Here is a 26,134-nt window from a genome sequence, read left to right as displayed (position 1 = left end):
CTGACCCCATGTCGCCTCCGCCCCTGGTCCGGAGCGCGTGGCTTCCACACGCTCGAACCGGAAGGCTGCCAGGCGACCGTTCGATGCGCCAAACATCCTGAATACGGGATACGAAGTACGAAGTCGAACCCCGAGCGGCGCGGAGCCGCGCCTACCGGCGCGCGCGAGCCCGGTCGGCCCGGTCGCTCGTGCGCGCCCCGCCTCCCACGACCGAGAGCGGCTGCGTGACGGACTCCAGGCCCTTCCGCGCCGCGTCCACCCCGAAGATCAGGGCGATCACACCACCGAGCACCATGATCGCAGCGCCCATGAGGTACCCCCAGAACAGCGGGGTGCGGCTCGACCCGTCGCCGATGAACGCGCCGTAGATGAGGGGCGCGACCGCGCCGAAGATCTGCGCGAGGGCGAAGAAGTACGAGATCGCCTGCGACCGCAGCTCGAGCGGGAAGATCTCGCTCACCGTCAGGTACGCGCTCGACGCGCCGGCCGACGCGAAGAAGAACGAGACGCACCAGAACACGGTCTGCCAGGTGGCGCTGATCGCGTCGGCCTGGAACATGAACGCCGAGACGGCCAGCACGATCCCCGAGACCAGGTAGGTCAGGAAGATCATCTGCCGACGGCCCCAGGTGTCGAACAGGCGACCGAGCACGAGCGGCCCGAGCAGGTTGCCGATCGCGAACGGGAAGAAGTAGATCGACGTCTGCGAGGTCTGCAGGCCGTAGAAGTTCGTGAGCACGAGCGCGTACGTGAAGAAGATCGCGTTGTACAGGAACGACTGCGTGATCATCATGGTCGCGCCCACGAGCGTCCGCGTTGGGTACTGCCGGAACAGCACACCGACGATCGTGCGGAAGCCGACGCGATCGAGCGGCGTGACCTCCATCGCCTTCGACTCGTCGACCCGCTCGAGCGGTCGGCCCGACTCCCGCTCGACCTCGGCCTCGATCCGGGTCACGGTGTCGTCGGCCTCCTGCTCGCGCCCGTGGGTCATGAGCCATCTCGGACTCTCCGGGATGTGTCGCCGCAGGAAGATGATGAGGATGCCGAGCACCGGGCCGATGAAGAACCCGATGCGCCAGCCGACGTTCTCCGAGAAGTTCGCGGTGTTGAGCAGGTAGATGTTCGCGGCCGCACCGATCGCGGCACCGCCCCAGTACGTGCCGTTGATCGCGATGTCCACGTGTCCGCGGAACCGCGACGGGATGAGCTCGTCGATCGCGGAGTTGATCGCCGCGTACTCGCCACCGATACCGAGGCCGGCCACGAACCGGAACACCGCGAGGAACGCGAAGTCCGGCGCGAACCCGGCGATCCCCGATCCGACGAGGTAGATCGCGAGCGTCAGGAGGAACAGCTTCCGTCGACCCAGCCGGTCCGAGAGCCGCCCGAACACGAGCGCGCCGATGACCTGTCCGAACAGGTAGATCGTGCCGAGGTCGGCGACCTCCTGGGTCGAGAGGCCGAGCGGCTTCTGGAATCCCGCGTTCGACACGATCTGGATCTCGAGACCGTCCAGGACCCACGAGATCCCGAGGCCGACCACGATCGACCAGTGGAACCGGGTCCAGGGCAAGCGATCCATCCGAGCCGGGACGAGACTCCTGGTCGGCTGATCACGAACGGCGCCGGTGCTGCTCATGTCGGTGTTCCTCCTCGCACGGCCACCCCTCGGCGGCACGCACCGGTGACCGTACGCTGGACGCGCGTCGAGTGTTCGCGGGTTCGGGCTACCGTCGCAGGATGGCTGTCCGACCGCACCGTGTGGCGGTGCTCGTGTTGCCCGGCGCGAAGCCGCTCGACGTCGGGATCCCCGCCCAGGTGTTCGCCAACCGGCCGAGCATGCCGTACGAGGTGCGCGTCTGTGGCCCGAGCGTCGGCACCGTCCGCGGCGGGGACGGCCTCGCCTACGCGGTGGGGCGCGGGCTCGAGGCCGTCGACTGGGCGCAGACCGTGTTCGTGCCGGGGTACCGGTTCCCGGCGGACACGCCACCGCCTCCCGAGGTCGTCACCGCACTCCGCGGTGCCCACGAGCGCGGCAAGCGCGTCGCCGCGATCTCCACCGGGGCGTTCGCGCTCGCTGCGGCGGGCCTCCTGGACGGGCGCCGGGCGACGACCCACTGGCACTACACGCGGGTGCTGCAGGACCGGTACCCCGGCGTCGAGGTGGACGAGGACGTGCTCTTCGTCGACGAGGGGTCGGTGCTCACGAGCGCGGGGGCGGCGAGCGGCATCGACCTCTGCCTCCACATCGTCCGACGCGACCACGGCGTCGGGCTCGCGAACCACGTCGCCCGACGGCTCGTGAGCGCGCCCCACCGGAGCGGCGGCCAGGCCCAGTACATCGAACGGACCGTGCCGGACCCGACCGACGACACCTTCGCGACGACGCGTGAATGGGCGTTGCGTCACCTCGGCGACGCCCTGACGCTCGACGCCCTCGCCGCGCACGCGAACGTGTCCGCCCGGACCTTCTCACGCCGCTTCGTGGCGAGCACCGGCTCCACGCCGATGCAGTGGGTGCTCCGGGCACGCGTCGACCTGGCGCGGGAGCTGCTCGAACGCTCCGACCTCGCCGTCGACCAGGTGGCCGCGCGCGTGGGGCTCGGGACGGACGCCAACCTGCGTCTGCACTTCCGGCGGATCCTCGGCATCTCCCCTACCGCTTACCGCCGCGCGTTCCAGCAGTAGCCCTGGCGCGATCCTCCCGGATCGTGGCGTTCCTGCCACTGGAGCGGCCCTCCCGGCTCGATGACGATGAGCGGAGGAACGGAAGGAACCCACATGACCCGCATCGGCATCAACGGATTCGGCCGCATCGGCCGCAACACCCTGCGCGCGCTCCTGGCCCGCGGCGGCGAGGACCTCGAGGTCGTCGCCGTCAACGACCTCACCGCACCCGCGACCCTCGCCCACCTGTTCCGCTACGACTCCGCACTCGGACCCTTCGACGGGAGCGTGGAGGTCGACGACGACACGCTCGTGGTCGACGGTCAGCGGATCCGCGTGCTCGCCGAGCGCGATCCGTCGGCACTGCCCTGGGCCGACCTGGGCGTCGAGGTCGTCCTCGAGTCGACCGGCCGCTTCACGGCACGGGAGGCCGCTGCGCAGCACCTCGAGGCGGGCGCCCGTCGCGTGCTCGTGAGCGCACCGGCCACCGGGGCGGACGTGACTCTCGCCTACGGCGTGAACACCGACGCGTTCGACCCCGCCACGCACACCGTCGTCAGCAACGCGAGCTGCACGACGAACGCCCTCGCGCCGCTCGCGAGCGTCCTCGACGACCTCGCCGGCATCGAGCACGGGTTCATGACGACCGTGCACGCGTACACGCAGGAGCAGAACCTGCAGGACGGCCCGCATCGGGACCTCCGGCGAGCCCGGGCCGCGGGCGTGAACATCGTCCCGACGACCACCGGCGCCGCGAAGGCCATCGGACTCGTGCTCCCCCGACTCGACGGCAAGCTCTCGGGCGACTCCATCCGGGTGCCCGTCCCCGTGGGGTCGATCGTCGAGCTGAACACCGTCGTGGCCCGTGACGTCACGGTCGACGAGGTGAACGCCGCCTACCGTGCGGCTGCCGACGGGCCACTCGCCGGGGTGCTCGCGTACACGGCGGACCCGCTCGTGTCGACCGACATCACGGGGCGTCCGGAGTCGAGCGTGTTCGACTCGCTCCTCACGCGCGTCGACGGCGGCCGCCACGTCAAGGTCGTCGCCTGGTACGACAACGAGTGGGGGTTCTCGAACCGGGTGGTCGACACGCTCGGACTGCTCGCGCGCGCCGCCGCCGCCGCCGCGTAGCCCGTCGGCGGGGGTTTGCGGATTTGCATCTAGCCGCCTGAGCGCTGGGCTCTGCTCAATCGCACCGCGATTGTTGCATACGTCGGAGTGCTGCTCTTGCATACGATCAGGCTAGCGAGAGGTCATTCCGTGCGAGCGCGTGCGCTCACGCTGGGTTGAACCGTGGCTCTGGACATCGGCGGCCCAGACCAGCGCGTCCCCACAACGGTCCTGCGTGGGCACTACCGGCGGATGAATGGCACCGCCTGCGGATCCTCGAGCACCCGCTGTCGCAGACTCGCGGCGTCCGCCCCCAACTCGAGTGCGCACCAAGCTCGCACCACGAGGATGCCTTCTCGTTGCGCGTTGACGACATCCAAATCGTCCGGGAGCTGACGATTTGCGTGCTTGATGCCGTTGTACGCGGAAGTAAAGCGATCAATCCACTCGGTCTCGTCAAACGGCATGACCTGGTTCACGTCAGCGAAGATCCGTTCCAGGCGAGCGCCGAGACTCATCTTGTTTGCTCGTGACCTTGCGAGACCGTCTCGAAGCAGCAGATAGTAGCCGAGCGCTTCGAGGGCTGGACCCGTTTGCGCCAGGATTGTCGTTGGAGTCGCGTTGCGCAGCGAGATGCTGGTGACGACCGGGTCGATCACCCGCATGTACCGCTCTCGCAGGCAGAACCATCGTCGGATACCGTCGACGCCCAGGTCCGCCCAGGTGATCAGATGGTTACGAGTACGGGGGCGATCGCCCACCGAAACATCGGCGGAGACCACCGGGCGCCACCAGGGTAGTTCCTGTCCGGAGGCTGTTGGGTGTGTGTCGCTGGGATGGTGGACCGAGATCATACTGACGTGCTCTCGGTTCCATCCGCTGATCACGAGGAGGTCGTGTAGCGCGCGTGACGGTCGGAGGTGACGGTCCCAGCTGGTCGCGTACGAGCGTGTGGTCTCGACGGAAGTCTGGCTCTCGAGTTGGACGACACCATCGTCGAGATTCCGTTGGATGGCACTGGTCTTCAACTGTGTGCGAGTGCCACCCCACATGCCGAGGTCAATGGCCTCTGGCAGCGTCGCCTCGAACGCCAACTCGGTGGTGCGCCCGCCTTCGCCCTTCTCGTGCGCCTGCCACGCTTTCACCCCCAGCCATCCTTGCAAGTGGCTCACCGACGAGCGAGCACCGCCAATGTGGTCAAAATCGGTGTCTCTCGGTGCGTCGAGTACTGCGAAGCTGGCGCGGATGGTTCCCGATGCCAGGCCACCGTGCCGGATCGTGTACCCGCCGCTGTAGCAGCCGAGCAAGGTGACGAAGCCTTTCGTGTCGTGGAACCGGAGACGACGAGGTGGCGACGGCCGCGCGCCGCCCTCGGTGGACGAGACTGCGCTTTCGGTGACAAACCAGGACGCGAATGCGGCGTCCTCCGATGACGCCCACGTGACAGTCAGGCTGATGCCCGTGTCAGTTCGTTCCAGGAGGACCTCGATGGGGCGCCCGTCGGCTCCAAGGCCGAGGAGTTGCCCGAATCTGCGATCGCCGACGTCGAGGGTGTTTGCCATTTGTTCTCTCCGTGTTGTGGGGTGCCACACCATCCTCTGTCGGTGCGCCCTTGCTGTCCGACCTGGCGGCCCACGGTGGACGACATCTCAAGGGGGACTGTGCGCTGTCAGCTCTGACCCGCGGATGCGCGAAGACGGATCGAGCTACCGTCCAAGCGCTACAGGCTCAAACCGAACTACTTGGTTGGATGACCTCAGTCGCTACTCGACCGCCCATCCCGACACCCCCTCGTCAGCGTCCTGTCACAACTCACGGAGCTTGCTGTTTGATCGGAGGGACCTCTCCGACAGTTGCATCTCTCTCGCGATCCCTCCGGGGTCGTATGTCTCTGCCCGTTGGCCTCGACCCGATCTTCGTGCGTAATGACATCGGACGCTCTCAAACGGCGTTGCAGAGGCGCCGCCGAAACTCTGCCGCGAAGTCCGGGCAAAGGTGCACAACGGCCCGATGAGCGGGAGAGCGGTGACTCCTCCCCTGCCCTGGTTCGCAGCTGGGCGGTGCTCGACGGGATGTTGTTCAGAAGTCAGCGACCGATCGCGTGGACGTGCCGCACAGCCAGACACTCGGAACTAGAGTTGGCGGCACGCTGCCCCGACGCCTCAAAGGACCCACACTCGTGAACGTGATCGAGCCCGCATGACCACCCTCGCGACCTCGATGGCAACCTCCGACCAGTCGCCTGGATCGACCGATGCAGACCTGCGTGCTGCGTTGTTGTCGCAGCTCGCGCGCGGTCGGCGGCAGCAGTACATCGTCGAGGAGATGGGTATCGCTGGCGAGGCCCGAGTCGACGTCGCTCTAATCGGCGACCATCTACATGGATTCGAAATCAAAAGCGAACGCGACTCGCTTCGCCGTCTGCCATCGCAGGTCGAGGTCTTCTCACGCGTCTTTGACTACGTCACGCTCGTTGTCGACACCCGCCACCTCGACGGTGCGCGCCGGATCATTCCCGACTGGTGGGGAGTGACGGAGGCGTGCACCATACGCAGCGGGATGCGGCTGGTCCGACGCTCACAAGCACGCCGGAACAGGACCCTCGACCCGTGGTACCTGACCAGCCTGCTCTGGCGAGATGAAGCGCTAGAGGTGCTCGCGTCACTCGGATCAGATCGGGGCATGCGTTCAAAAAACGGGACCCAGCTTCGGAGGGCGCTTGTGGAGCAGGTTTCTACGAACGCCCTCCGCGACGCTGTTAGATCGCGTCTGCAGCTCAGGCCAGACTGGAGACCTGCCGCTCAGTGATAGCGATGTGGCGGAGCGTGCCCCACCTCCGCCAACCTTGCGGATTGCCGGGACCGGTCGTCCTCGCGACGACTTGATCGATCCAGGCATCCGCGTCAGTAGCGAGCATATCTTTGTAGAGCGGATGCTTCGTCAAATCGGTGAGCACATCAACCATCGCCTCACCGCCGCGGCCAGAGCCGCCACTGCCCTTGTAGAGGTCGCCCTTCGCGAGAACCCACTGCCGCCCTGCCGTGTATCGGAAGAACGCGCTGAACGACAAGAACGCCGGGTTAACCTCTCCGCCGAAATACCATGGGTTTTCAATGCCGTAATCGAAAAAGTCCACCACCGACTTGCTGAGACCGGCACGCAAGCCGTAGGTCGACAGCCACGTCGTTAGGTCGAGGCGCGGGTGCAACGTCTGGCCCTTCGGCACAGAACGGGCATCCACGAACCCAGCCGCCCCGACGGTAACCGACCGGAAGGAGTGTCCGGCGGTCAGCGCGTCGACTTCGGCGTCGAGATCCACCGCTGACGCTGTCGACGGCGCGGGACCCGCATCCACGAAGAGGTCGATCACCGCGTCGGCGAGGCCGACGGAGGAAATCAACCCGCGGCCAGCCGCGCTGGATCCAGTCTCCCAGTCGTCAATGCCGACGTAGACTCCGACGCCGGTGCCCGCCGCGGCGTGATGAGCGCGAGCAGCCGCAAGCGCGGCGGACGATGACGTAGCCCGGAGCACAGGCCGAACGTCCGCACCAAGGCGCGCGCACTCGGTCAGCACCCATGCCAGCGGATGCACACCGTGGGTCGGGCCTTCCGTGCCGAGCGCCTCCGTGTCGATGTACACGCTATGTGCCCCTACCGCGTTGGTGATCCGCTCGATGACGGCATCCAAGTGGCCGTCGAGCGTCTTCTTGTAGCCTCCAGCGACCCAGTCCTTGTCCTGCGGCGGAATGCGAAGAACCGGCTCGAAGTGTGACCACGTCGAGACGCTCGACAACGCAGCGGTCTCGCCTGCTTTCGCGGCGAGGAACGGGCGGTAGGTGCGCGCCATGTCAATCCGATCGAGAGGGACACGCCATCGTTGTTGACGCATCGTCAATAAACCCTACTGTAGGGGTCCGCGGGCAGATCGCTCCATCAGCGCGCAGTCAAATAGGCATGTCGCGCTTGAACCGCCGCCCCGTGTGAGTCGGCCACTCAGAGGCACACACGCATCACCGCTGTCATAGGGGCAACCGCTCCCGTCCCCAACATCTCCGTGCCCGCGTACACCGTGCTCGCGTGCTCGCGTGCTCGGCAGCACTACAGGTCCGTCGACCAACTATGTGATCACGGATCACTCTGCAGGGCGAAGTGCTTCGAGCATGGCGCGGGCGCGGAGGGCGCGCGAGTCGAGGTACTCGATTCGGATCCAGATGCCCACGTAGCTGGCGAGCAGAACCAGGACCAAGAGGCCAATGATCCGAGCCGGCCCTTCCCAGGACAGCGCTGCTCCATGAGCGGAGAACGCGACGTTGAAGATTAGCCCAAGGAATCCGATGACCAGCGTGGCTGCCGCAACCAGGACGGTCAGCACTCGACCCTGCTGGCGGTCCTCCGCGCGTGCAGTGAGTTCAGCGCGAACGAGACGCTGCTCGGCGGGTTGGAGTGCATCGTATTGAACGAGCGACGCATTGGTCGGTTTGGCGATGATCAGGTGGGTGAGCGAATAGGCGTCGTTCGGGGTGACATACTTGAAGGTGGGCATTGAGAACTTTCTGCATAGGTGGACGGGTGATCAGGGCTGTAGACGCGCTCGAACCCAATGGAAGGCCTCCGCGGAAGCGCCACGAACGTCCCAACCCCGAAGCAGCGGCGGCGCGCCGGTCAGCAACACGCTCAGGTGCACGAGACGACGCTCCCAGGCGCGCGCGTCGGCCCCCGTCGCGGTGATCGCGTAATGCGCTTGCGTCCGGTGCTCGACCAGGCCGGCTATCACAGCTGCACGATTGGTGCGGCGGGATAGGTGGCCATCATCACCGGCGGTGGCAGCGATCCAGTTCAGCTCGCTGCCGAGTCGGCGTCGCAGACCGTGATTGCCTGCGGCGGAGCCTATATAGAGGACTGCACCGTCCAAAGGGTCCACATGGCAGTAGACACCGGGAGACGCAGGGAGCGGGTCCGTGTCGGCATGGGCGAATCGAAGATCACTGTGCCGAAGGACGTCGGCGAGCGTCATCACCGAGATCGCGCGTGTTGTCGTCATACATCTCCCCCAATCGCGCCTTATCGGCTCCAAGCCCAAATTGGTTAGCTGGACAACAGGATTGAGTCGCCAAGCGAAGTCTCTACGGTGCTCTCCCCCAGTCTCAAGATCGATGCGGAGCGCAGTAGGCTCGCGCTCATACTGGCGGAGCACCCCAGTCCGGTTCGTGCGTTCTCGGCGGCCGCGGGTGCGGGTGCGATGCTTGACGTGGTTGGCGCGAGCATGGCCACGAGTTGATAGCGTTCGGCGGAGGGTTGATGCTTCAGATCTCGTCTGGGAAGTTCTTCGAGGATGCGGAGGTGTGGGAAACCGAACAGCGTCAACGCTTCTTCACCAACCTGGTTCTGACGGACGGCGGGGCAGTTGACCTGCCGGTTGGGCGGTTGGAATTTTCGGCGTTGGAACGTGCTGTCGAGATCTCTGCGGTCGATCGTTTGCCGAAGCAGAGCGCGGATGGTTCGGAGTCGTTCCATGTGGCGACGGACGGTGTAGCACTGTTGTCGGACATCGCTGATGTAGTTGCCTTCACGACGGATGCTGTCGTGCTGGACAGTGTGGTCCTAGGAGAACGCCTCACCCGGTCACGTGAGAGCACGTCCAGACGTCGAGGGCCGCGGCTCCGGAGAACGTTCGAAGCCGAGCGTGCGTTGTCGGACGACTGCGCTGCGGACGTGGCGGCGTTCGTTGGCCAGCTGGTCGCACTTCGTCGTGGTCCATTTGTGCGAGCGATGCGCGCTATTCGACGCGTGGTCGACGCGGCGGTGCTTGCCGAGAGCGACGCGACGTTGTCGTACAGCCTGTTCGTGGCGGCGTTGGAATCGTTGTCGTCGGGTACTGAGGTGCCTGTTCCGGAATGGGAATCGTACGACAAGCGGAAGCGGGAAGCAGTGGATGCGGCCGTTGCAGGTCTGCCTGAGGACCGCGTCGAGCGAGTACGGGCTGCCGTCTTACAGATCGACCAGCTGTCGTTGCGTCGCAAGTTCCAGGCGTTCGTTCTTGGGCATGTGACGTCGTCGTACTACCGCGCTGAGGCTTCGGAGGCGGACAACCCGATCCGGGCCGTTGATCTTCCGCGAGCACTCGACTTCGCGTACCAGACACGGTCGGTGTCACTGCACGAGATTCGTGATCTCGCGCCGGAGCTGTGGAACATGTCGGGCGCTGCGGACACGACCATCATGAAGGATCGATGGGTGCTCACGCTGGAGGGGCTGAACCGGCTCAGCCGTCACGTGATCCGCGCGTTCGTTGACCGTGCCCCGACAGGCGTGGATATCGATCACGATTGGCAGGGAGACCTTCCGGGCATCATGCAAGTGAAGATGTCGCCGGAACTGTGGTTGCACGGGTACGGGTCGTTCGGCGCGGCTGACGGGCCGTTCCTGTTCGGGCACACCGTCCAGATGTTTGTCGCCGCCCTGAGCGGCGACGGGAAGGTCACTGACATGTCCGCGCCACTGGAGCGGATCGAGGAGCTGCTCCCCCAGCTCGCGAAAGCCGAGCAGCGTGTGCCGTTCATCGCAACGTACGTGCTGTGGCATCGCCTGACCGGGCCCGCGCTTCACCGGCCGGGCTCAGCCGGACTGATCGACAAGTTCGAAACGGACCTAAACAGGCCTTCAGTACCGGCCCTTACGCTTGGCGTCCTATTGGGCAAGCAGCCCCCGTGGACGACCGAGGAGCTTGTCGCCGTTCTGGATGCACGGGACATTGATCTGCGACGGGCTCGCGTGTCTCTTGAACTCCCGCGACGCATCGACGCTGCTTTCCGCGTCCTCCTGGCCGCCCGGCACATCAATAGTGGCGAGCGCGAGCTTGCAACCTCGTTGATGGACGACGCGGTGTTGCTTGATCCGGGAAATCACAGCCTCATCGAGGTCGAAGTGCAAATACTGAAGGGGAAAGTCGTTCCGATCAATCTCAGCGGGTACATCTATGAGGGAAAGCTCACCGTCGATGATGAGCGTAACGAGGTCGACTAGGTGGAGGAGATGCGCGTCAGTCCGTCCGTCGCATCCTCTTGGATCTAGGCCGTGAGCAGCGCGTACCAGGTTTGCGGCGTATCCGTTCGAAGATGCAATCTCCAGTTGCGTCGGGCACGCGCGCTGAACGATGTCGGGAAACCCATCCCGGTACCTCATACAGGGACCAGCGAAGCGCATCAATCCCAACGTGGCAACGAGAAGCACGGCTCGTGCCGCGACCACCGAGGGGAAGGCCGCGCACGAGCCGCTTTTGCGCGATCCAGCCCCTTCGACTCCTCGCAGGTCGGATCCTGCTGGGCACTGCACTGTCTGCCGTACCGGAACTGATTGCGGAGACTTTGGACGACCATCGGCAGCAAGAGAGGTGCGCGGCGAACGGGTCCCCTGCGTCCTGACTGACGTTCCATCTCAGGCGGCTTGGACGGCGGCTTGGCGTTAGGCAACCGACGCCGTTGGGACACTGGTCGCTTAGGCGTTTCAAGAGCGAAGATCTGCCGCCCCTGACGGGACGTCCGGAACGCGATTCGCACGCCCAGCGCACGCGGACAGGTCACCAGCGCTTACGTGCCACCTCCGCGAAGTTCGCTCGGTAGGACCGAAGTGCTGAGAGGGCTCGCTTCTCGTCTCTGCCGAACAGTCCACCGACAAGTGGCGGCCAGGCTTCCTTCGCTGCCTCCGCCTCCGCGATCAGATCGTCGACGACGTTGCCTTCTCGGTGGCGGTCGCGCCAGGTGTCACGCCCGTACCAAGCTGATCCGAACCGGACCGCGCCTCGGGACGCCGCGTCTTCCGACATGACGCCGAGGAAGGTCTCAGCCGCCGCGAACGCACCCTCGTATTCGTCATGGGACGCAAACTGTTCATCGAAGCAGGGCCGCATCCAATTCAGCATCCACTCGCTGATCGGCGTCAGCAGCTTCGGCATCCTTCCTGCCTCGAGGGACTCAAACTGCGCAGGAGCGTCCGATCCATCGCGTTCCGACCGTGCCAGGACGTTTGGCAGTGTCTCGTTGGAGTCAAATGCGTGCCACGGAGTGACAAGATTCAGTACCGGCTCGCTGCCGCGGCCGGCGTCGGGGATCATCACCGATGTCAGCGCGTGCAGGTTGTCCCACCGCCCGGACGCATGCGCTGCGACCGCGCCGGTAGTGAGCAAGCACAAGGCTGGCAATGACCGCAGGGCGGCGAGCAGTGTGTATCCGGATTGAATCTTCAGTCCAGCAGTCGCCACCGACTTCAGCACGCCAGCCCATAACTCGATGGTCGAAGGGTCAGCCCACCGCGCCGCCACCTGCATCGACCAGCACAGCGGCTCTACCAGCTTGGCCATGTCGATCGCGCGCCGGACAGCGAAGGGCAGCATCTCCGACCGTGGCACACCCTCTGGAGAGGTAGGGAACGCCGGACCGGTCAGCGCATCGACTACTCGGCGGGTCTCCTGCCGGACAAGATCATCCAAGGCGATGCGTTGCTCGGGATTTGGAAGCATCCGTTTCGTGTGCCGACGCATCAGTTCCGCACGGTCATCCGGCTGCGCCCCAGCGACCACCTCCGCGGCCTGGTCCGGGACCTCGGAGTTCGCACCGATTACCGATGCCACGCTCGCGATCAGGCCAGCTACTTCTTCGGCGTACCGCTCCCCGAAGAGGTCCGAGTAGTTCAGGTCTGTCAGCGACCGCCCCGCCCCGAGATCCCAGTCAGGCACCTCACCGTCGTCGAAGCGGACAGGGATCAGCCAAGTAGCACCCGGCGGCCGCTGACGGAACTCGTCCACCGCGATCGTCAGCTCCTCGTTCATGTATGACTTCCCCCGAGCACGAGACTGGTCAGAGAAACACGCCAAGAACGCAAGCGAGCCATCACGAATCGCAGATCTGATCTTCGCCCGCCACGCGTCTCCGGGCGCCAAGTCCTTCCGGTCTCGCCAATATGGGATCCCTGCGCGATCAAGGATGCGACAGAGGCTGTCAACAGCCGCCGTATCTTCTTTCACGTAGGAGATGAACGCGTGTTTCGCACCGTTGGCAGTCACCGTTGCAGGCTAACGGGTCGGACGGAGCGGGTGCAGGCACCACTCGCAGGTAACCTCGCGTTGGATGGGTGCTTACCCGCCCGTGGTCGAAGCTCGATGCCTTGCCGACTCGTCTCAGTCAGTTCAGGTGTGCATCTACGGCTGTCGACGTATGCGTTTCTCGGCCCCTGCGAACTCACCGCCGATAACCCGATCGGCCATCTCCCGAGCATCCGACTCGTTCTCGTACCCCTGCGAGCCGTCGGTGGCGACGATCTGTCCGTTGTTCGCTTTGAGCTGCCAGCCCCACTTGCCGTCACTACGCTCGATCAGGATTCGCTGTGCCATTCTCGTGCCCGTCCCATCTCCGATGATGGTTGAGTTGACCTGAGGCTACGACATCAGAGCGGGTGACCGCTATGGTCTGGCATTCACGACGGCGTACGGAACGAGGATGCTTTTTTCGAGGATCGTGCCGCTACCTGCACTGACCAGCCGACGTATCAGACGGCGACTTCAACCAGGATCGCTGCCACGAACCATGCGAGTGGGACCCTCCACGCGCGACGCGAACTCCACGGAGCGGGCAGTAGATCGGCTTCACCTAGCGCCGAACCGGTAGCGGAAACGACGAGCGCGATCACGGTTGCAGAGTCGGACCGCCATTGTCGAGCCCAGCGCATCGTTCCGTTCCGTACGAGGCAACGAAGGATGCCGTGAAGGCGACCATCCCGATCACCATCCTCACCGATCTGCTCAGAGCAGATACAAGCTTGTCCAGCGCGGACATCGGTCGCGAACCTAGTCCAACAGGCAGTAACGCAGCCGGAGCGACATGAATCGCCCTCTCGATGATCCATGGTGAAAAGGTCACCACGGCGTCGACGAGCCATGAGCACGACGACTGAGTACCCTCCAGATACGCGCCCCCAAGGGCGACATCCGGTCCTGCAGGCAGAGGACGATTATGGGCTGGTAACTTGTCAGTCGACGTCCCAGCCGCTAGCTGAGCGGTGCCGACTCGTCCAGCCCTTGACCTTGAGAGCCGTCGCTGTCAGCGCGATCACTGACGTCTCGTGGCGTCTCTGTCTCGAGGAGCGGTTTGATTGCGTCGTCGGGCTCGTGCCAGAAGGCTTTGTTTGCTGACGCTGGTAAGTACAGTTTCGAAGGCCAGCCCGGGTCTGCGTGACAGGCGTGGCAGACTTCGATAACTTTGTGTGCCGTCATTTCCTCTGCGCGAAGCTGAGCCAATGCGACGTTGACCGCGTCGCCGTGGTCACGGTCGATAGCGAACACTGGATATTCGCGGCCAGCCCAGACTCCCTTCAGCGTGTGGGTACCATGCAGAACAACGTCGCTGACGTGATGAGTGTCTGTATCTGATTTATCGCCTGTCGCTGCGTAGGCGGCGCTTGCAAGCGCCCAGCCGGCTTCGACGCTCAGGGTGAAGTACCGCCGGGACGATAGACCAAAGACGCGGAACCCGGTGTCGATACTGGGCCCGAAATAATCGTACAAATATTTGGTGTGCGCACGTCGACCACGCAGGGCGTCCTCATTAAGCACAACCACCGGGTCGTCCGAATCTTCATAGCTCGGATCTCGAGGAATGGTTGATTCACTGTCCGGACCGGGGAAGGTTGCGACAAACGCCCCACCCTTGAGCGCTAGACCAAACTCTGCGAGCGATTCCTGCTCGTATGCGCGCATGGCGTGCAGCCACACGCGGATGGCGGCACCGATATCCTTCTCTGCACGGACGTGAACCTCGAAGATCAACTCGTCTCCGACAGCTTTCCATAGATGGAACGCTAGCGGTTCACCCTCCTCGTCGCCATGCGCAGCGAGATTGGCGCGCGCAACAAACTGTGGGAACTCTCTGTAGAACGACAGAAAGACCTTCTGCCAGCCTGGGCGCGATTGCTTGAATTGTGTCGATCCTACCAAGTCGCAGGACACGAACAACTTGGATTTACCTGCTTCACTCACGCCCGATCAACTAAGCCCGAGAACTTGTGCACGAACTGATGCGGCGCTCGGAGAAACGCCGAACTCTTCTCCAACCCGCCACCAGTCTTGCCCGTACCGTTCCACGGCCTCTCGGAATTGCTGATGCGGCATCAGCAGTGAGGAAGCAAAGATATTTGCCTGCGTCTCTGCTCGACTGCGGCTGCCGCGTGCGAACCCTTTCGGTCCAGTCACGCCTGGGTGCAAGTAGTGCAAGAAGTAGTGCCCGAGTTCGTGCGCGATCGTGAACCGGTCACGCCGGTCGGAAGTCAGCGGCGGTAGATGCACGGTGAAGTTGCCGCGGTCGTGGACCGTCAGAGCTTCGTGTCCGAGGATGTCCAGCGAGGTTTGAATCCGACCGCCGAGCCGTCCTACGAGCCGGTCCAGATCCACACGGTTACCCGACACGTACTCGCCGTGCGCCTCAGCGACTCGCTCGGCGTACTCGGCGATCGCCGCGTTCGACAGCGGCGAAGGGGTGAGAGTCATCACGGTGAGGCTCCTTCTCGGGACCCTAGTCCATCGGTTGAGGACGACAATTGGTCCTGGGGCACACGGCTCGGCGCGAAGTCGCTAGTTAAGCTCCCACCCAGATCACTTGGGTCCACGACCTTGCGCTGCGCCTGACTGCGATCGGCAGCGTCGAGCGGCCCCAGATCCGTGCAGCGCCCCACGTTCAGCACGACTGAACGCACCCAGCGGTCATACGATCAAGCTGCCGGTCACCGCCTCTTGTGGCGCGTTAACTCCGGCAGCGAAGCGTTCAATGGAGCGGCTCCTGGTCGCTTCGCACCCAGCTGGGCTGCGAGTCGGCGCAACTGCACCGGTCCTGCCTGATGTCGGGTATGCCACCGGAAGCGGTAGCGCCATCGTCCTTGTCGCGGCCCTCGTCGTCCTGATCGTCACGTTGGGCTCGCTCCCCGACGCCGCCGCCGGGATGACCCTTGATCGCAGCGCTGATCAGCCTCGTCACCAGCGTGCTCGTCATTATTGCGTCGACCGCATCCATCGACCTCAACAGCATCGGCCTACCGCTGGCGAGCCCGATCTGCCGTCTCGGGCAGAACGGAAGCGCATGAAGACCGACGGGCGTCCTTCTACGATTGCGCTAGTGTTCAGGCCTCGGACCCATGACGACGTCAGGGATCAGCGGCCATACGCGTCGTCTGTTCAATCTCACAGGTCCGCCGGGTGGCCGTTCTCAACGCGCGGACCGCGACCCGTGCGCGTGCGTTTGATCCATGTCGCCACTGACGAGTGACCGTCCCCGGTGACGGCCGCGATCTGCCGAATCGAGAGCCCCAGGTCAGCGGCTGTCACCATGAGCTGCCGCCGCTCGTCGTCCGATCGGCGATACTGCTCGGTTGCATCCCGTAGCCGCGCGAGAACATCATCGCGCGCCGCTCGGACCACGCTGCTGATCGCTTCGGGATCACGCGGCATTTCGTTCATGATCATCAAGTTCCATCGATGGCCAGGTAGCCTTGTTCTCGCACGCGGTCCCGTGCGAATATGGCCGAGCCGTCCACGCGATGGACGATGTTCAATTTGATATCAGCACAACTGGGCGCGCCGGTCACTTTCCACGGCGTCGGCGCATCCACTCTGAGCCGGACGCATCATGCGTGCCGGCTCAAGCTGTTTGAAGCTTAGCAAGAACCACCGTCCGACCATCGAATCGGCGTGTGCAACTTTTTCTGATGCTCGTCCCTACGCCCGTTCTGCAATAAAAGCGCAGACTGCTTCACTACGGATCGGCGTAATGGCCTGACCCTGGCCATTCTGTGACACCTCGACACGTACTGTATGAAATCGCAAGTGAGTTCACGAGACCTTGCGGACCGCTGTCCCCAAGTGCGATCTTCGTCCATGTTCGGGACAAACGTCCTGGCTTGAATGAGGGTGAGGCTGTGTGTCATGCGAACGAATCATGCGTCCCTTGTCGCTCCTGAGGTGAGCGCAGTCAGCAGCCGAATCGCGCAGTCAAAGCGAGTGCTCTCCGCGGCGCAAGCGCTCGGCGTCGCGCCTGGGACTTTCATCGCCTGGATGCTCGACCGATCGGCACGCGCTGGCGACCCAGCGATGGACTGGAAGATCCCCTGGGGCGTTGAGGTGACGACCGCGACGAGTCTCCGTCGGGATGCACGCGTCGTCCGCCGCGTCCGCTCGGGATGGCGACTCATTCTGACGTTCCACGGGCAGCCGTTCGCGATGGTCATCCCCGTCAGTCGCCCACGCACGGATGCTGCGGATCGCACGCCTTCCGCAGGAAGGCATCAAGCGGGCGCCGACGGACGAGGATCTCGGCGTGGTTGAGCGCGGCAAGAACGAGCGCGAGCGACTGAGCGTTCGTGGGAACGCGCGACTGGTGTGGCCAACCGCGTCAGGACGTCCGGGGGCGAACCTGACGCTTGAGGGTGAGACGAAGGTGGCGGTTGCAGGCGACTGGGAGTCGCTTGGGGAGCATGTGTACGGCAAACTGCGGCTACTCCGCCGGCTCCATCCGGAGGTGCACACGGTGCTGCATCTTGGGGATCTCCGCTGGGAGCAACCGGTCCGTCTTGCTGGCGGCGGGCGGGTCTACGCCCACGAGGGCTTCCTGCCCCGGCTCGAAGAGTTGCTTGCGGAGCTGGAACTTCGGCTGCTGCTCACCCCCGGTAATCACGACGATTGGAGCGCGTTGGGGCCGGCGTTTGCTGCGCATCCCGAGCGTCCTCGGCGTCTCTCGCCGCACATTTGGGCTTTCCCTCGCGGTTTCCGCTTCTCACTCGCTGGTCGCACTTTTCTGTCGTTCGGTGGTGCCGTCTCTGTTGACGCTGATCGCTCACTGGCAGAAGCACCGACCGACGCAGATGTCGACCGCGCGGCACGAGCCGGCAGTGTGGACGTGCTGCTCACGCACGAGCCGCCCAATGCCGGCGTCCGGGAGGTGGAGTACATCGTCGCGAAACCGGGTCGGTGGTCTGAGCGAAGGCTGACCCTGTCTGCCGCGAGCCGTCGCCGAATCGACCGGCTGGTTGCTGCGGTGCAGCCGGCGCTCGCATTGCATGGGCATATGCACGTCGGTGGGCGTGCGGATGACGGGAACGGCCGCCAGACGATCGCACTGCCGGTCGCGACGGAGCCGGACAATCTCAGGCTCCTTGATCTTCCTTCCTTGACGGTGACGGATCTTGGTTGTTCCCCAGCGACGGGTGTGGGCCTGTGAGAGAGCCGTTGATGAAGCGGGCCCGCAGGATGCATCACACGCCGCCGTCCGCCTCGGCGCGGAGCGTCTGCGCCTTGGTGCGCACGGTCCGGCCGAGGATGCTGGAGATTGCCGCGTCGCAGGAAGGATTCCTGACCGTCGAGCAGCTCGAGCAATCCTGGAGCCGGGTCGACGCTCGCACCGCGTTGCGAGCGATGGCACGCGCGGGCGAACTCAACGAGGTCGTGCCGGGGGTGTGGCTGCACGTCGTGGCCGACCCTGCAGCCGGGAATATCGATGTTGCAGCACGAGCGGCGTGGGTCGCGTTGGAACCGGCCGTGCCGCTGTGGGAGCGGGCACGCCGCGATCGTGCTCGTCCTGATTGCCGGGCGGTGATCGGCGGCGGCGCCGCATATCGACGGTGGGGCTTTGGTTCCAGCCCGTGGCCAGCGGTGGTGCACCTTCCTGCTGGTACTTCGTTGCCACCGGTTCCTGGGGAGGTGGGCTATGTGTGGGACGGTCGCTCCGCGGAGGACGTGTCCTGGTTCGGCCCGTTTCCCTACATCGGTGTCGAGGCGGTCCTCGCCGGCCAGTTCGGCTACACAGTCGACTTCGACGAGGTCGCATTGGATCTGGCAGAAGCGCACCAACGCTTCGGTCATCTGTCGATGGAGGCGCTCCTGCGACGCCTGGAGGTCATCGCAGCCTCGAACGCGTGGGACGGTCCCCTGAGTGCCGAAGCGATCTTCGCCGCTTTGCTGACGCGCGCCTGTCGTTGACACTGACGACCGAACGTGGCGCCGAATAGCTCGTCAGTCCACGACGAATCGGACTGCGCGTTCCACACGAGTACCGGCGACACGCCGCGGACGAAGGCCGGCGAGGTCGGGTTCCGAGGGCGACCGATTCATAGGAATTATAGAGAATCTTGTCGCAGGGGTCGCTTGGAGCGCCGCGGGAGGCGTCGCGGACCCGGGTCCCGGCAGTCCCACGGGCATTTGTATGGGCAGACTCGTTGATCGCCGTGGCCCTCCCAGCCGAGCAACATCCGCGGGTTCGCATGTGGCCCTCGGGCTGCGGTCCTCCGCCAGCTGCGACGCGCTCGCGTGGCGCGCGGTCCACTGCTGGAGATCGTGAGAGCCGCCGCAGCACCGAGCGTCTGTTCGCGGGCCGAAGCTGGTCAGGGCCGTGCAGGCGTTGTTGACTTCGGCGCCTTTCGGTCGGGCTCTGGTGTGCGCCGTGTGCGACGCGGCGGTCGAGCTTTCGGTCCGTTCCTCAGGTGTGTGGGGGTGTTTCGACGAGTGCGAGGGCTGGTGGTTGGGACATCTCGTGGCTCTGTAGTGGCGAGCGTCACGCTTCCCTCGTAGACGGCGTCGAGCAGGGCGATGTTGATGGCAGCGCATCGCACCGCGAATAGGAAGGCGTTCGCGGTTGTGCCCTTCACGGTCGAGCTGGCGCGTCGCATCGTCCCGTGCGTCCTCTTCAGGTTCGCCATCTTGGCTTCGCTGGCGTTGCGCATCCCGTAGTACGCCAACCATTGGTTCGTGCCGTACGCGTACTTCTGCCGCACGCTGAGCTGATCGCGCAACCCGACAGTTGGTGTCTTGTTCCGCCCCGTGTCTGATGGAGGCTCTCAATCCACGGGAGGATGAGAGTCATGGGAGCACCGAGGAAGTACCCGGAGGAGCTTCGGGAGCGAGCGGTCAGGCTCGCGGTGGAAGCACGCCGCGAGCCGGCAACGAGATCCGGTGCGTTGCGTCGGATCGGTGAGCAACTCGGGATCAATCCGGAGACGTTGCGGAACTGGGTGCAGCAAGCCGAGATCGATGCCGGCGACCGGCCAGGCGTGACCACTGACGACGCGGCCAGGATCGCGGAGTTGGAGCGTGAGGTCCGCGAGCTGCGGCGGGCCAACGCGATCTTGAAGTCGGCGTCGGCTTTCTTCGCGGCGGAGCTCGACCGCCCGTCCAGCAGATGATCACGTTCATCGACCAGCGCAAAGCCGAGTTTGGGGTCGAGCCGATCTGTCGCACGTTGCAGGTCGCCCCGTCGAGCTACTACGCCGCCAAGGCGCGGCCGCCGTCGGCCCGATCGATCAGCGACGCCACTCGCGTCGTCGAGGTGGAGCGGGTACACCGGACGAACTACGGCGTCTATGGCGCCCGGAAGGTGCACGCGCAATTGCATCGGGAAGGCCATCTGATGGCCCGCTGCACCGTTGAACGCCTGATGCGGGTCGCCGGGTTGCAGGGCGTCTCGAAGCGGAAGGGCCCGAAGACGACGGTTCCAGGTCCGGTCGGGGATCGACCCGCGGATCTGGTCCAGCGGGCGTTCACCGCGACCGGCCCGGATCAGCTCTGGGTGGCGGACATCACCTACATCCGCACGTTCTCCGGCTGGGTCTACGCCGCGTTCGTCACCGACGTGTTCTCCCGCCGGATCGTGGGTTGGCAGCTGTCGAGGAACATGCGCACCGATCTCGTCCTGGACGCCCTCGAGATGGGCATCTGGACGAGGCAACGCGAACACCGCGATCTGACGCGACTGATCCATCACAGCGACCGCGGCGTGCAATACCGAGCAATCCGCTACACCGAACGGCTTGCAGAAGCCGGTGCGGTCGCGTCCGTCGGGTCGAAGGGCGACAGCTACGACAACGCGCTCGCGGAGGCGGTGAACTCGATCTTCAAAGCCGAATTGATCCGCCACCGCGGTCCCTGGCGGGGCATCGAGGACCTCGAGATCGCGACCGTCGAGTACATCGACTGGTTCAACCACCGCCGCCTCCACGGCGAACTCGGCATGGTCCCGCCGGTCGAGTTTGAGCACGACCACTACCGGCACAACCCCGCTCCGATTACCGTCGAGGCGGCACTACCGAGCCTCCACTAAATCCGGGGCGGAACATCTTATCGCACCAGCAGCCGTCGCCTTCTCGGCAGCTGGTGAGGGGTGCGTTGCGGTTGAGCCGGCGGGTCGAAGACATGTTGATGCAGTTCACCCGGCCGAGGTAGGCAGGCCCGCGGTACTGCCAGCTTCCGTCGCTCCGAGGGCCACCGTTCGGGACGAACGCGTACTGCGCGCGTTCGTCATAGCGAGCGGCGAGAGAGCGCTTCTCTGAGTACGTCATGCCGGGGTGGTACCTGGGGAGCGTGTGGAGGCGTTCTGGCATCCCTCGGGTGAAGAGCGTTCCGTCGATCATGATGTGCGCAGAGAACTTGTCGTGATGCATGAGGGAGCGTGGTGTTCGTTGGTTGGTGTGGAGGTCGTGTACCCACGTGATGCCACGAGCTTGGAGAGGTTCGACCCACTGCTCCGCAACGCTGTAGCTGTAGCCGCGGTCGGAGCAAAGCGTGTCGATGGTGAACCCCGGTGCGAGGGAGTCGATCAAATCGATGCCAGCTCGGCCCTTGTGTTGCCCGGCCGGTTCGAAGAGCATGCCGCGGATGAACTGCACGTAGTGGTGAGCGCCGTACCAACCCGCGTCACACAAGACGTGCGCGTCCCAGCCGATGAAGATCCGCGATCGGTTGTGTACAACGGTTCGATAGCCGGCCCGCGCGTCCGGGTCGGACGAGTAGATGTTGCGCCCATCGGGGCCCTGCGGCCATTGCCGTTTTGGGCGTCTCGATCGCTTCGCCGGGCGTTGTGCCACGTCGTCTGGGATGTACTCGTCGTCGCCGTCGCTGCGGTCAGGAAGGTCGGGTGAGTTCGCCCATGCGCCGGACGCTTCAACGTCGGTTGAATCGAGTGCGGCCACGGGAGTTGGGGGGCATGCGTCGGGGATGGCGGCGCCAATGATGCGGTTGAGGATCATATGACGGGACGGCAGTGCAGGGTGGCGTTCGCGAATGAGACCACCCCCGTCGACGCGGTGGTTCGAATCGGCATCGTCGATCAGGGCGATGAACGCGTGGAACGTGGCGACGACCTTGTAGTAGGACCAGCGGGGGTGGGTCAGACCGATCCGTTCGCGATCCTGTCCGGACATTTCTGACGTCGCCCAACGAACCAGCGGCAGGAAGGCAAGGTCGCGGCTGGGACGCTGCACCTGGTACGCCAGGAGCAGGAGGATTACGGTGCGCATGGACACGGTCCGCGCCGGACCCCTGCGGTCACGGTCGTAGCGCAGCACATCGTCGGCGAGCCCGGACCGGTCGAAGATCCGAAGCGCATTGCTGACCGACCGACGAACCGATTTAAGCCGGATCTGAGGGACGTGCCGAGGCAGGCGGCAGGACAGCGCTGGCTCTGGCACTCCAAATCGCAGCCAATCGACGGCCAACGGCGCGTCGCTTCCGGTGCCTTCTGCGCCCTCGGAGTTGTCGACGGCGACGCTCACCGCACTACGCCTTGCTCGACTAGGGCATCGCACAGGTCGCCATGTGGGTCGAAGTCGGTGAGCCAGGATGGCTGCGCCCGAAGCGCGTCGCCCAGGACCGAACCGCCGTCCCGCCGGGTGGGGTTCGCTAACCGGGCCGATGGGGATCGGCGAGGTTTCCAGCCTGCTACGCGGTCGCGCAATCGGCTCGGGCTAGTCATGGGCCGGCGACGCGAACGTCTACGCATCGAGAGCGTCCGGTGCGCATCCGCGCGTCCGTGGTTGCGGTTCATTTGGGGTCTCCTGCTGCGAGTCGGAGGTCGTCTACGATGTGGTCGGCGCGATCGGGGAGGAGTCGGGCTGCATCGGCGAATCGGAAGTTCGGCGTTCCGCTGTATTCGCCGAAGCGGTTGATGTGGATGCCGGCGGTGAGGAGTCGCACGGTCCAGGTGATACGCATGCGCTCGGTGTGCGGCCGTGGCGACCAAGCTGGGATCTTGAGCCGGTCGCGGTGCTGCTGCATGGGGTCTCGCTGCTCGGGTCGATAGTTCGCTGCGAGCGGCCCGGCTGGATGCTCTTCCGCAAGCGCGTCGAGCATCGGCAGCACGCGCGTCCACAGCGGTACGACGCGTTCGCGTGGTCCATGGACGCGAACGCATCGCACACCTCCTACGGTGACGAGGTCGTCAGCCGCGATCGAACGCACCTCACCGGAGCGAATGCCGCCGCCGATACACAGCGCGATCCAGCCAGTGGCGAAGCGTTGCAGTAGCGGTGTCCGCTGCACTCGAGGCAGATCGAAGAGGGCATCAACCTCCGACGGTGTGTACGGGCGAGCGAGGCCGAAACGGCCCCACGTGGGAGGAACGCGTCGCCGCGGCGGCCGACGCAGCAGCGCCTCACCGAACGCCCGCAGACGGGACCGGTAGACCGTCCGGCTGCGGTCCGAGATGCCAGGACCAAGACCTTGCGTGATGAACGTATCGATGACTCGGTCCGTGAAGAGGGTCTCGACGTCGAGGTCGAGGCCTGTCTGTTCGGCGTAGAACATCATCCGCGACAGGGCACGCATCATCGCCAGGAAGGTTCGGACGTTGTTGATCTTGGGCGAGGCGGACAGCACCCAGAGTCGAAAGACATGACGCCCTTCATGCCACCACCACGTGTTGGCCATCGACGGCACGTACCGCTCCACGAGGACGCCGCACGGCACAGCGGGCTCGCCACCGACGACATTGGGTAGCAGGCGTGCCTCGGCTTCGAGCAGCTCGTCCGCAGTCATGAGCGTCATCGGCGCCCCTCCGCTGACGTCGGACGCGGTCGGCGCGGTGGATGCGGCGGCTGCACATCCGCGCGTCGAGCTCCCGGATACCCGGGCGGCCGCCGGCGGTGTATTGCGCCCAGGCGGCGTCACGCGGGAGGCGCTGTCGCGTCTGAGGAGGACGGTCGTCGGGCGTTGTGCGAGGTGTGGCAGGCATGCGTGATCAGACGCAGTTGACCAGCGTGAATCGCCGGGCTATTCTGATCGTGGTTTCCGAGCGAGGATCCACGAAGGCCACCCAAGTAATCCGCTCCAACGGATTGGGTGGCCTTCTGCATGTCCTGCGCGTGGTGCGCAGTCATGGTTTCCCTTATGTCTGTGGGTGCAGAAGGACTTGGCAGTGGCGGGTTGGATGGGGATCCATCCTGCGCCGCGGCATGTCAGCTTGAGTCGTGCGGGAGTGCCATGCGTGCCCTTCGGTAGTCAGCGGTCGACCGAACTCGACCGTGCAATCACGATACGACACGTGGTTTCCGCACGCGGCGATGCGCAAGGAGCCAGGTCACCCTCAGGAATGTCCACGCGCAAGCGATCCGAGCAGACAGATCCGCGTGTTTGTGGGGATCGGGGCCTCTGAGCATGCATCGAGCGACGGCTCCGGGAAAACGCGTACTTTGCTCGCGTGGAATGCGCCACGATCGACCACAGGGGGTCTTGTTACAAGATTGTAGTTCCAGCTCACCCCTGGCTTACAGTACCTACAAGCGCCGATGTGTCAATCACAGAAAGCCCTGTTCGCCGTTGTCGTCGACCATTGCCCGAACAAGTCTCTAGATGCAGCCAAAGTGCTTCACTAGCCCCGGTCCAGCCCAACGGCGCATTACGCCGCCTGAACCACGCGAGTGATGAGCGGCTCGATTTCACCCCAGTCCGGGGGTGATCTACTAGGGCGGCCTTGTCAGGCCGCGAATCGGCTTTCTTCCGGGCGCGTCGCGCGTGACGGCAGTGCCATCGGGACCACACCTCGCCTGCCCCAGCGCCGTGCCCACCACCGCGTCACTGTCGCGACAGCAACCTGACCCTCCCGTCCTCCACCGCCGCCAAGCACGGAACGCGCCGCGCGCGTCATGGGAAGAACGAGCACCTGAGCACCCGAACCAATCAACCTCGGGTGTGCTGCGCCCCGAGTCCGAGCGCTGCGAGACCCGAACGCCCCACCATTGACCCGAGAGCGATTCCCTCGTCGGGCACTCGCTCAGGCGCGTCACGGAGCCGCGATCGCGCCGCGTTAAGCAGCAGCTGCGCACTTTCTCCCCATACCCGCCAATCATGATCTGCTCCTAAGCCCAATCGAATCACCGGGCCAGCTGGCACCTCGAAGCCCACGAACGTTCGGCGGCCCAGCTCTTCTCGCACCACCAGCGCCGCCACATCGGAACCAGCCTCTTCATGGATCACCTGATGGAATTCCGCGCTCGTCACGAGACCAGCGAGAAGCATGCGACCATGCGTACTGCGGTAGGGCCCGACCGCCTCGAATACATGCAACAGCCAGGCGCGGTCCGATCCCGTCGCGCCAACGTCAGCCCCACACCAAGCGTGCAGCAGCGGCAGTCGTTCCGATGCCTCACTGACGCCGAGGACTCCAATTAACCGACCACCATGGCCTTCGTCGACGACCAGCACACGAATCCTGCGGTGTGTACCTCTTCTCACCGGCCACCCTGCGTTCAACACGACCCACCGCCACAACGCAGCGTCCGCGGACTCCACGTCGGAAACGACCACGAATCGCGGTCGAACCTTCAGGGGATCGATTTCAGGCGGCTGGCCCCACAGGCGAAGGTCCAACGGGGCATCCCAGGCTTCGAGAGCGTCGCGCTCCCGGCTCCTCCACGCCGCATGCTGCCGCTTCCACTGCCGGGCAAGGGCGGACCGCACATCGCCGTCGACTGGCACGACACCTCGACCTGACAGACGAACCCCCTCCCTCAAGAGCGCCCGCACAAGTGCCCAACGCCCATCGCGCACAGCAGCGTCGGCGTCGTCTCCCGTTCGCGCACCCGGCGACCAGGCGCGACCTCGCGGCGGAAGGTTCCCCGCGCCCCGCGCCGCTGACACCTCCATCACCACAACACCGCACGCCTGATCGAAGGGCACCTCCCGGAGCACCACGCCGACGACATCTGAAGCAGCCGAACGAACGTGATCCGCAGCATCCTCGCCCTGGCCACGAAGCCGAACAAGTCGCGGCGAGACCGCCCAGACCGCGCACTCCAACCCGCCCGCGATCTCGAACTTGCATACGACCGCCCACCACCTGCGATGAGCCAAGAAACCCCAGGTCAGGCCGCGCAACGACGAATCTAACCGGCCCCGGACGCGCGGTGCGACGGAAGAAAAGCTCGCCGGGCTACCGCCCGTCAGCCGGGAAAAGTCGCCGCTACTCCGCAGTGAACAGGCCGTTACCCGGAGGAACTTCGAAAATGGGACCTTCCGAATTCCGAAAGGCCCCTCGGCGGAGGGTGTGGGATTCGA

General features: G+C 65.0%; 21 protein-coding genes and 1 other annotated feature. Of the genes, 8 read left to right on the top strand and 13 right to left on the bottom strand.

The window, feature by feature from the left end:
* Window positions 1-151: 151 nt before the first annotated feature.
* Entirely contained in the window at window positions 152-1,642 is a 1,491-nt protein-coding gene (locus DEI93_RS03400) for an MFS transporter (RefSeq protein WP_181436045.1), read from the bottom strand.
* Window positions 1,643-1,743: 101 nt separating this feature from the next.
* On the opposite strand from DEI93_RS03400, the gene DEI93_RS03395 reads away from it, so the two are divergent.
* Both DEI93_RS03395 and gap read left to right on the top strand, forming a co-directional pair.
* The gene (locus DEI93_RS03395; RefSeq protein WP_111119876.1) at window positions 1,744-2,691 is read left to right on the top strand and encodes a GlxA family transcriptional regulator; all 948 of its coding nucleotides are present in this window, start codon (window positions 1,744-1,746) and stop codon (window positions 2,689-2,691) included.
* Window positions 2,692-2,784: 93 nt separating this feature from the next.
* Window positions 2,785-3,804 (top strand): type I glyceraldehyde-3-phosphate dehydrogenase, encoded by a 1,020-nt coding sequence (gene gap / locus DEI93_RS03390; RefSeq protein WP_111119847.1) that lies wholly within the window; start codon window positions 2,785-2,787, stop codon window positions 3,802-3,804.
* Between the two features lie 221 nt (window positions 3,805-4,025).
* Here gap and DEI93_RS03385 read toward each other — a convergent pair whose 3' ends face one another.
* Window positions 4,026-5,345 (bottom strand): ApeA N-terminal domain 1-containing protein, encoded by a 1,320-nt coding sequence (locus DEI93_RS03385; protein ID WP_111119848.1) that lies wholly within the window; start codon window positions 5,343-5,345, stop codon window positions 4,026-4,028.
* A 637-nt stretch (window positions 5,346-5,982) separates the two neighbouring features.
* Between DEI93_RS03385 and DEI93_RS03380 the strand changes: the two genes are divergently transcribed.
* Window positions 5,983-6,591, top strand: a complete 609-nt coding sequence (locus tag DEI93_RS03380; protein ID WP_146244410.1) for a sce7726 family protein — start codon at window positions 5,983-5,985, stop codon at window positions 6,589-6,591.
* Here DEI93_RS03380 and DEI93_RS03375 read toward each other — a convergent pair.
* From DEI93_RS03375 to DEI93_RS03365, 3 genes are all read right to left on the bottom strand, one after another.
* Window positions 6,560-7,630 (bottom strand): beta family protein, encoded by a 1,071-nt coding sequence (locus DEI93_RS03375; RefSeq protein WP_181436046.1) that lies wholly within the window; start codon window positions 7,628-7,630, stop codon window positions 6,560-6,562. The genes DEI93_RS03380 and DEI93_RS03375 overlap by 32 nt on opposite strands.
* Before the next feature lie 285 nt (window positions 7,631-7,915).
* Complete coding sequence (locus DEI93_RS03370; RefSeq protein ID WP_111119850.1) at window positions 7,916-8,326, bottom strand: hypothetical protein; 411 nt, start codon at window positions 8,324-8,326, stop codon at window positions 7,916-7,918.
* Between the two features lie 30 nt (window positions 8,327-8,356).
* Window positions 8,357-8,824: a GIY-YIG nuclease family protein gene (locus DEI93_RS03365; protein ID WP_146244412.1), complete on the bottom strand. Its 468-nt coding sequence runs from the start codon at window positions 8,822-8,824 to the stop codon at window positions 8,357-8,359.
* 257 nt (window positions 8,825-9,081) lie between these two features.
* Between DEI93_RS03365 and DEI93_RS03360 the strand changes: the two genes are divergently transcribed.
* Window positions 9,082-10,806, top strand: coding sequence for a hypothetical protein (locus DEI93_RS03360; RefSeq protein WP_111119851.1), 1,725 nt, complete (start codon window positions 9,082-9,084; stop codon window positions 10,804-10,806).
* 553 nt (window positions 10,807-11,359) lie between these two features.
* On the opposite strand, the gene DEI93_RS03355 is transcribed toward DEI93_RS03360, so the two are convergent.
* The 4 genes from DEI93_RS03355 to DEI93_RS03340 all read right to left on the bottom strand — a co-directional run bounded on the left by DEI93_RS03355 (window position 11,360) and on the right by DEI93_RS03340 (window position 15,316).
* A complete protein-coding gene (locus tag DEI93_RS03355; RefSeq protein WP_258372248.1) occupies window positions 11,360-12,802 on the bottom strand; it encodes a toll/interleukin-1 receptor domain-containing protein in 1,443 nt (480 codons plus the stop codon).
* Window positions 12,803-12,976: 174 nt separating this feature from the next.
* A complete protein-coding gene (locus DEI93_RS03350; RefSeq protein WP_111119853.1) occupies window positions 12,977-13,168 on the bottom strand; it encodes a YegP family protein in 192 nt (63 codons plus the stop codon).
* A 654-nt stretch (window positions 13,169-13,822) separates the two neighbouring features.
* A complete protein-coding gene (locus DEI93_RS03345; protein ID WP_146244413.1) occupies window positions 13,823-14,809 on the bottom strand; it encodes a hypothetical protein in 987 nt (328 codons plus the stop codon).
* A 6-nt stretch (window positions 14,810-14,815) separates the two neighbouring features.
* Window positions 14,816-15,316 (bottom strand): ImmA/IrrE family metallo-endopeptidase, encoded by a 501-nt coding sequence (locus DEI93_RS03340; RefSeq protein WP_111119878.1) that lies wholly within the window; start codon window positions 15,314-15,316, stop codon window positions 14,816-14,818.
* A gap of 455 nt (window positions 15,317-15,771) precedes the next feature.
* Here DEI93_RS03340 and DEI93_RS03335 point away from each other — a divergent pair, with 455 nt between their 5' ends.
* A complete protein-coding gene (locus DEI93_RS03335; protein WP_258372247.1) occupies window positions 15,772-15,906 on the top strand; it encodes a hypothetical protein in 135 nt (44 codons plus the stop codon).
* A 97-nt stretch (window positions 15,907-16,003) separates the two neighbouring features.
* Here DEI93_RS03335 and DEI93_RS03330 read toward each other — a convergent pair whose 3' ends face one another.
* Window positions 16,004-16,285: a hypothetical protein gene (locus DEI93_RS03330; protein ID WP_111119855.1), complete on the bottom strand. Its 282-nt coding sequence runs from the start codon at window positions 16,283-16,285 to the stop codon at window positions 16,004-16,006.
* Between the two features lie 784 nt (window positions 16,286-17,069).
* Here DEI93_RS03330 and DEI93_RS03325 point away from each other — a divergent pair.
* The 3 genes from DEI93_RS03325 to DEI93_RS03315 all read left to right on the top strand — a co-directional run bounded on the left by DEI93_RS03325 (window position 17,070) and on the right by DEI93_RS03315 (window position 20,906).
* Window positions 17,070-18,035 carry a metallophosphoesterase gene (locus DEI93_RS03325; protein ID WP_111119856.1) on the top strand — a complete coding sequence of 322 codons (966 nt, stop codon included), beginning with the start codon at window positions 17,070-17,072 and terminating at the stop codon, window positions 18,033-18,035.
* A gap of 74 nt (window positions 18,036-18,109) precedes the next feature.
* On the top strand, window positions 18,110-18,793 hold the full coding sequence (locus tag DEI93_RS03320; protein ID WP_146244414.1) for a hypothetical protein: 684 nt from the start codon (window positions 18,110-18,112) through the stop codon (window positions 18,791-18,793).
* An 878-nt stretch (window positions 18,794-19,671) separates the two neighbouring features.
* A protein-coding gene (locus tag DEI93_RS03315; protein WP_258372372.1) for an IS3 family transposase occupies window positions 19,672-20,906 on the top strand; the annotation gives its coding sequence in 2 pieces (ribosomal slippage) (window positions 19,672-19,951 and window positions 19,951-20,906; 1,236 coding nt in all).
* Window positions 19,950-20,063, top strand: a sequence feature (AL1L pseudoknot). (Overlaps the previous gene by 114 nt.)
* On the opposite strand, the gene DEI93_RS03310 is transcribed toward DEI93_RS03315, so the two are convergent.
* From DEI93_RS03310 to DEI93_RS16445, 3 genes are all read right to left on the bottom strand, one after another.
* On the bottom strand, window positions 20,872-22,356 hold the full coding sequence (locus DEI93_RS03310) for a hypothetical protein (RefSeq protein ID WP_146244460.1): 1,485 nt from the start codon (window positions 22,354-22,356) through the stop codon (window positions 20,872-20,874). The two genes, DEI93_RS03315 and DEI93_RS03310, sit on opposite strands and share 35 nt — an antisense overlap.
* A 268-nt stretch (window positions 22,357-22,624) precedes the next feature.
* Window positions 22,625-23,626, bottom strand: coding sequence for a site-specific integrase (locus tag DEI93_RS03305; protein WP_111120397.1), 1,002 nt, complete (start codon window positions 23,624-23,626; stop codon window positions 22,625-22,627).
* Window positions 23,627-24,757: 1,131 nt separating this feature from the next.
* On the bottom strand, window positions 24,758-25,723 hold the full coding sequence (locus DEI93_RS16445; protein WP_349815076.1) for a Druantia anti-phage system protein DruA: 966 nt from the start codon (window positions 25,721-25,723) through the stop codon (window positions 24,758-24,760).
* Window positions 25,724-26,134: the final 411 nt, after the last annotated feature.

The organism is Curtobacterium sp. MCBD17_035 (assembly GCF_003234815.2).
In the GTDB taxonomy this organism is placed as follows: domain Bacteria; phylum Actinomycetota; class Actinomycetes; order Actinomycetales; family Microbacteriaceae; genus Curtobacterium.
This window is presented reverse-complemented; position numbering and strand designations above follow the sequence as displayed.

What these genes read in the sequence shown, in the direction of transcription:
- DEI93_RS03400 (WP_181436045.1), bottom strand. Translation starts at nt 1,642, where the DNA reads ATGAGCAGCACCGGCGCCGTTCGTGATCAGCCGACCAGGAGTCTCGTC.
- DEI93_RS03395 (WP_111119876.1), top strand. Translation starts at nt 1,744, where the DNA reads ATGGCTGTCCGACCGCACCGTGTGGCGGTGCTCGTGTTGCCCGGCGCG.
- gap (WP_111119847.1), top strand. Translation starts at nt 2,785, where the DNA reads ATGACCCGCATCGGCATCAACGGATTCGGCCGCATCGGCCGCAACACC.
- DEI93_RS03385 (WP_111119848.1), bottom strand. Translation starts at nt 5,345, where the DNA reads ATGGCAAACACCCTCGACGTCGGCGATCGCAGATTCGGGCAACTCCTC.
- DEI93_RS03380 (WP_146244410.1), top strand. Translation starts at nt 5,983, where the DNA reads ATGACCACCCTCGCGACCTCGATGGCAACCTCCGACCAGTCGCCTGGA.
- DEI93_RS03375 (WP_181436046.1), bottom strand. Translation starts at nt 7,630, where the DNA reads ATGGCGCGCACCTACCGCCCGTTCCTCGCCGCGAAAGCAGGCGAGACC.
- DEI93_RS03370 (WP_111119850.1), bottom strand. Translation starts at nt 8,326, where the DNA reads ATGCCCACCTTCAAGTATGTCACCCCGAACGACGCCTATTCGCTCACC.
- DEI93_RS03365 (WP_146244412.1), bottom strand. Translation starts at nt 8,824, where the DNA reads ATGACGACAACACGCGCGATCTCGGTGATGACGCTCGCCGACGTCCTT.
- DEI93_RS03360 (WP_111119851.1), top strand. Translation starts at nt 9,082, where the DNA reads ATGCTTCAGATCTCGTCTGGGAAGTTCTTCGAGGATGCGGAGGTGTGG.
- DEI93_RS03350 (WP_111119853.1), bottom strand. Translation starts at nt 13,168, where the DNA reads ATGGCACAGCGAATCCTGATCGAGCGTAGTGACGGCAAGTGGGGCTGG.
- DEI93_RS03340 (WP_111119878.1), bottom strand. Translation starts at nt 15,316, where the DNA reads ATGACTCTCACCCCTTCGCCGCTGTCGAACGCGGCGATCGCCGAGTAC.
- DEI93_RS03330 (WP_111119855.1), bottom strand. Translation starts at nt 16,285, where the DNA reads ATGATCATGAACGAAATGCCGCGTGATCCCGAAGCGATCAGCAGCGTG.
- DEI93_RS03325 (WP_111119856.1), top strand. Translation starts at nt 17,070, where the DNA reads ATGCTGCGGATCGCACGCCTTCCGCAGGAAGGCATCAAGCGGGCGCCG.
- DEI93_RS03305 (WP_111120397.1), bottom strand. Translation starts at nt 23,626, where the DNA reads ATGACGCTCATGACTGCGGACGAGCTGCTCGAAGCCGAGGCACGCCTG.
- DEI93_RS16445 (WP_349815076.1), bottom strand. Translation starts at nt 25,723, where the DNA reads ATGGAGGTGTCAGCGGCGCGGGGCGCGGGGAACCTTCCGCCGCGAGGT.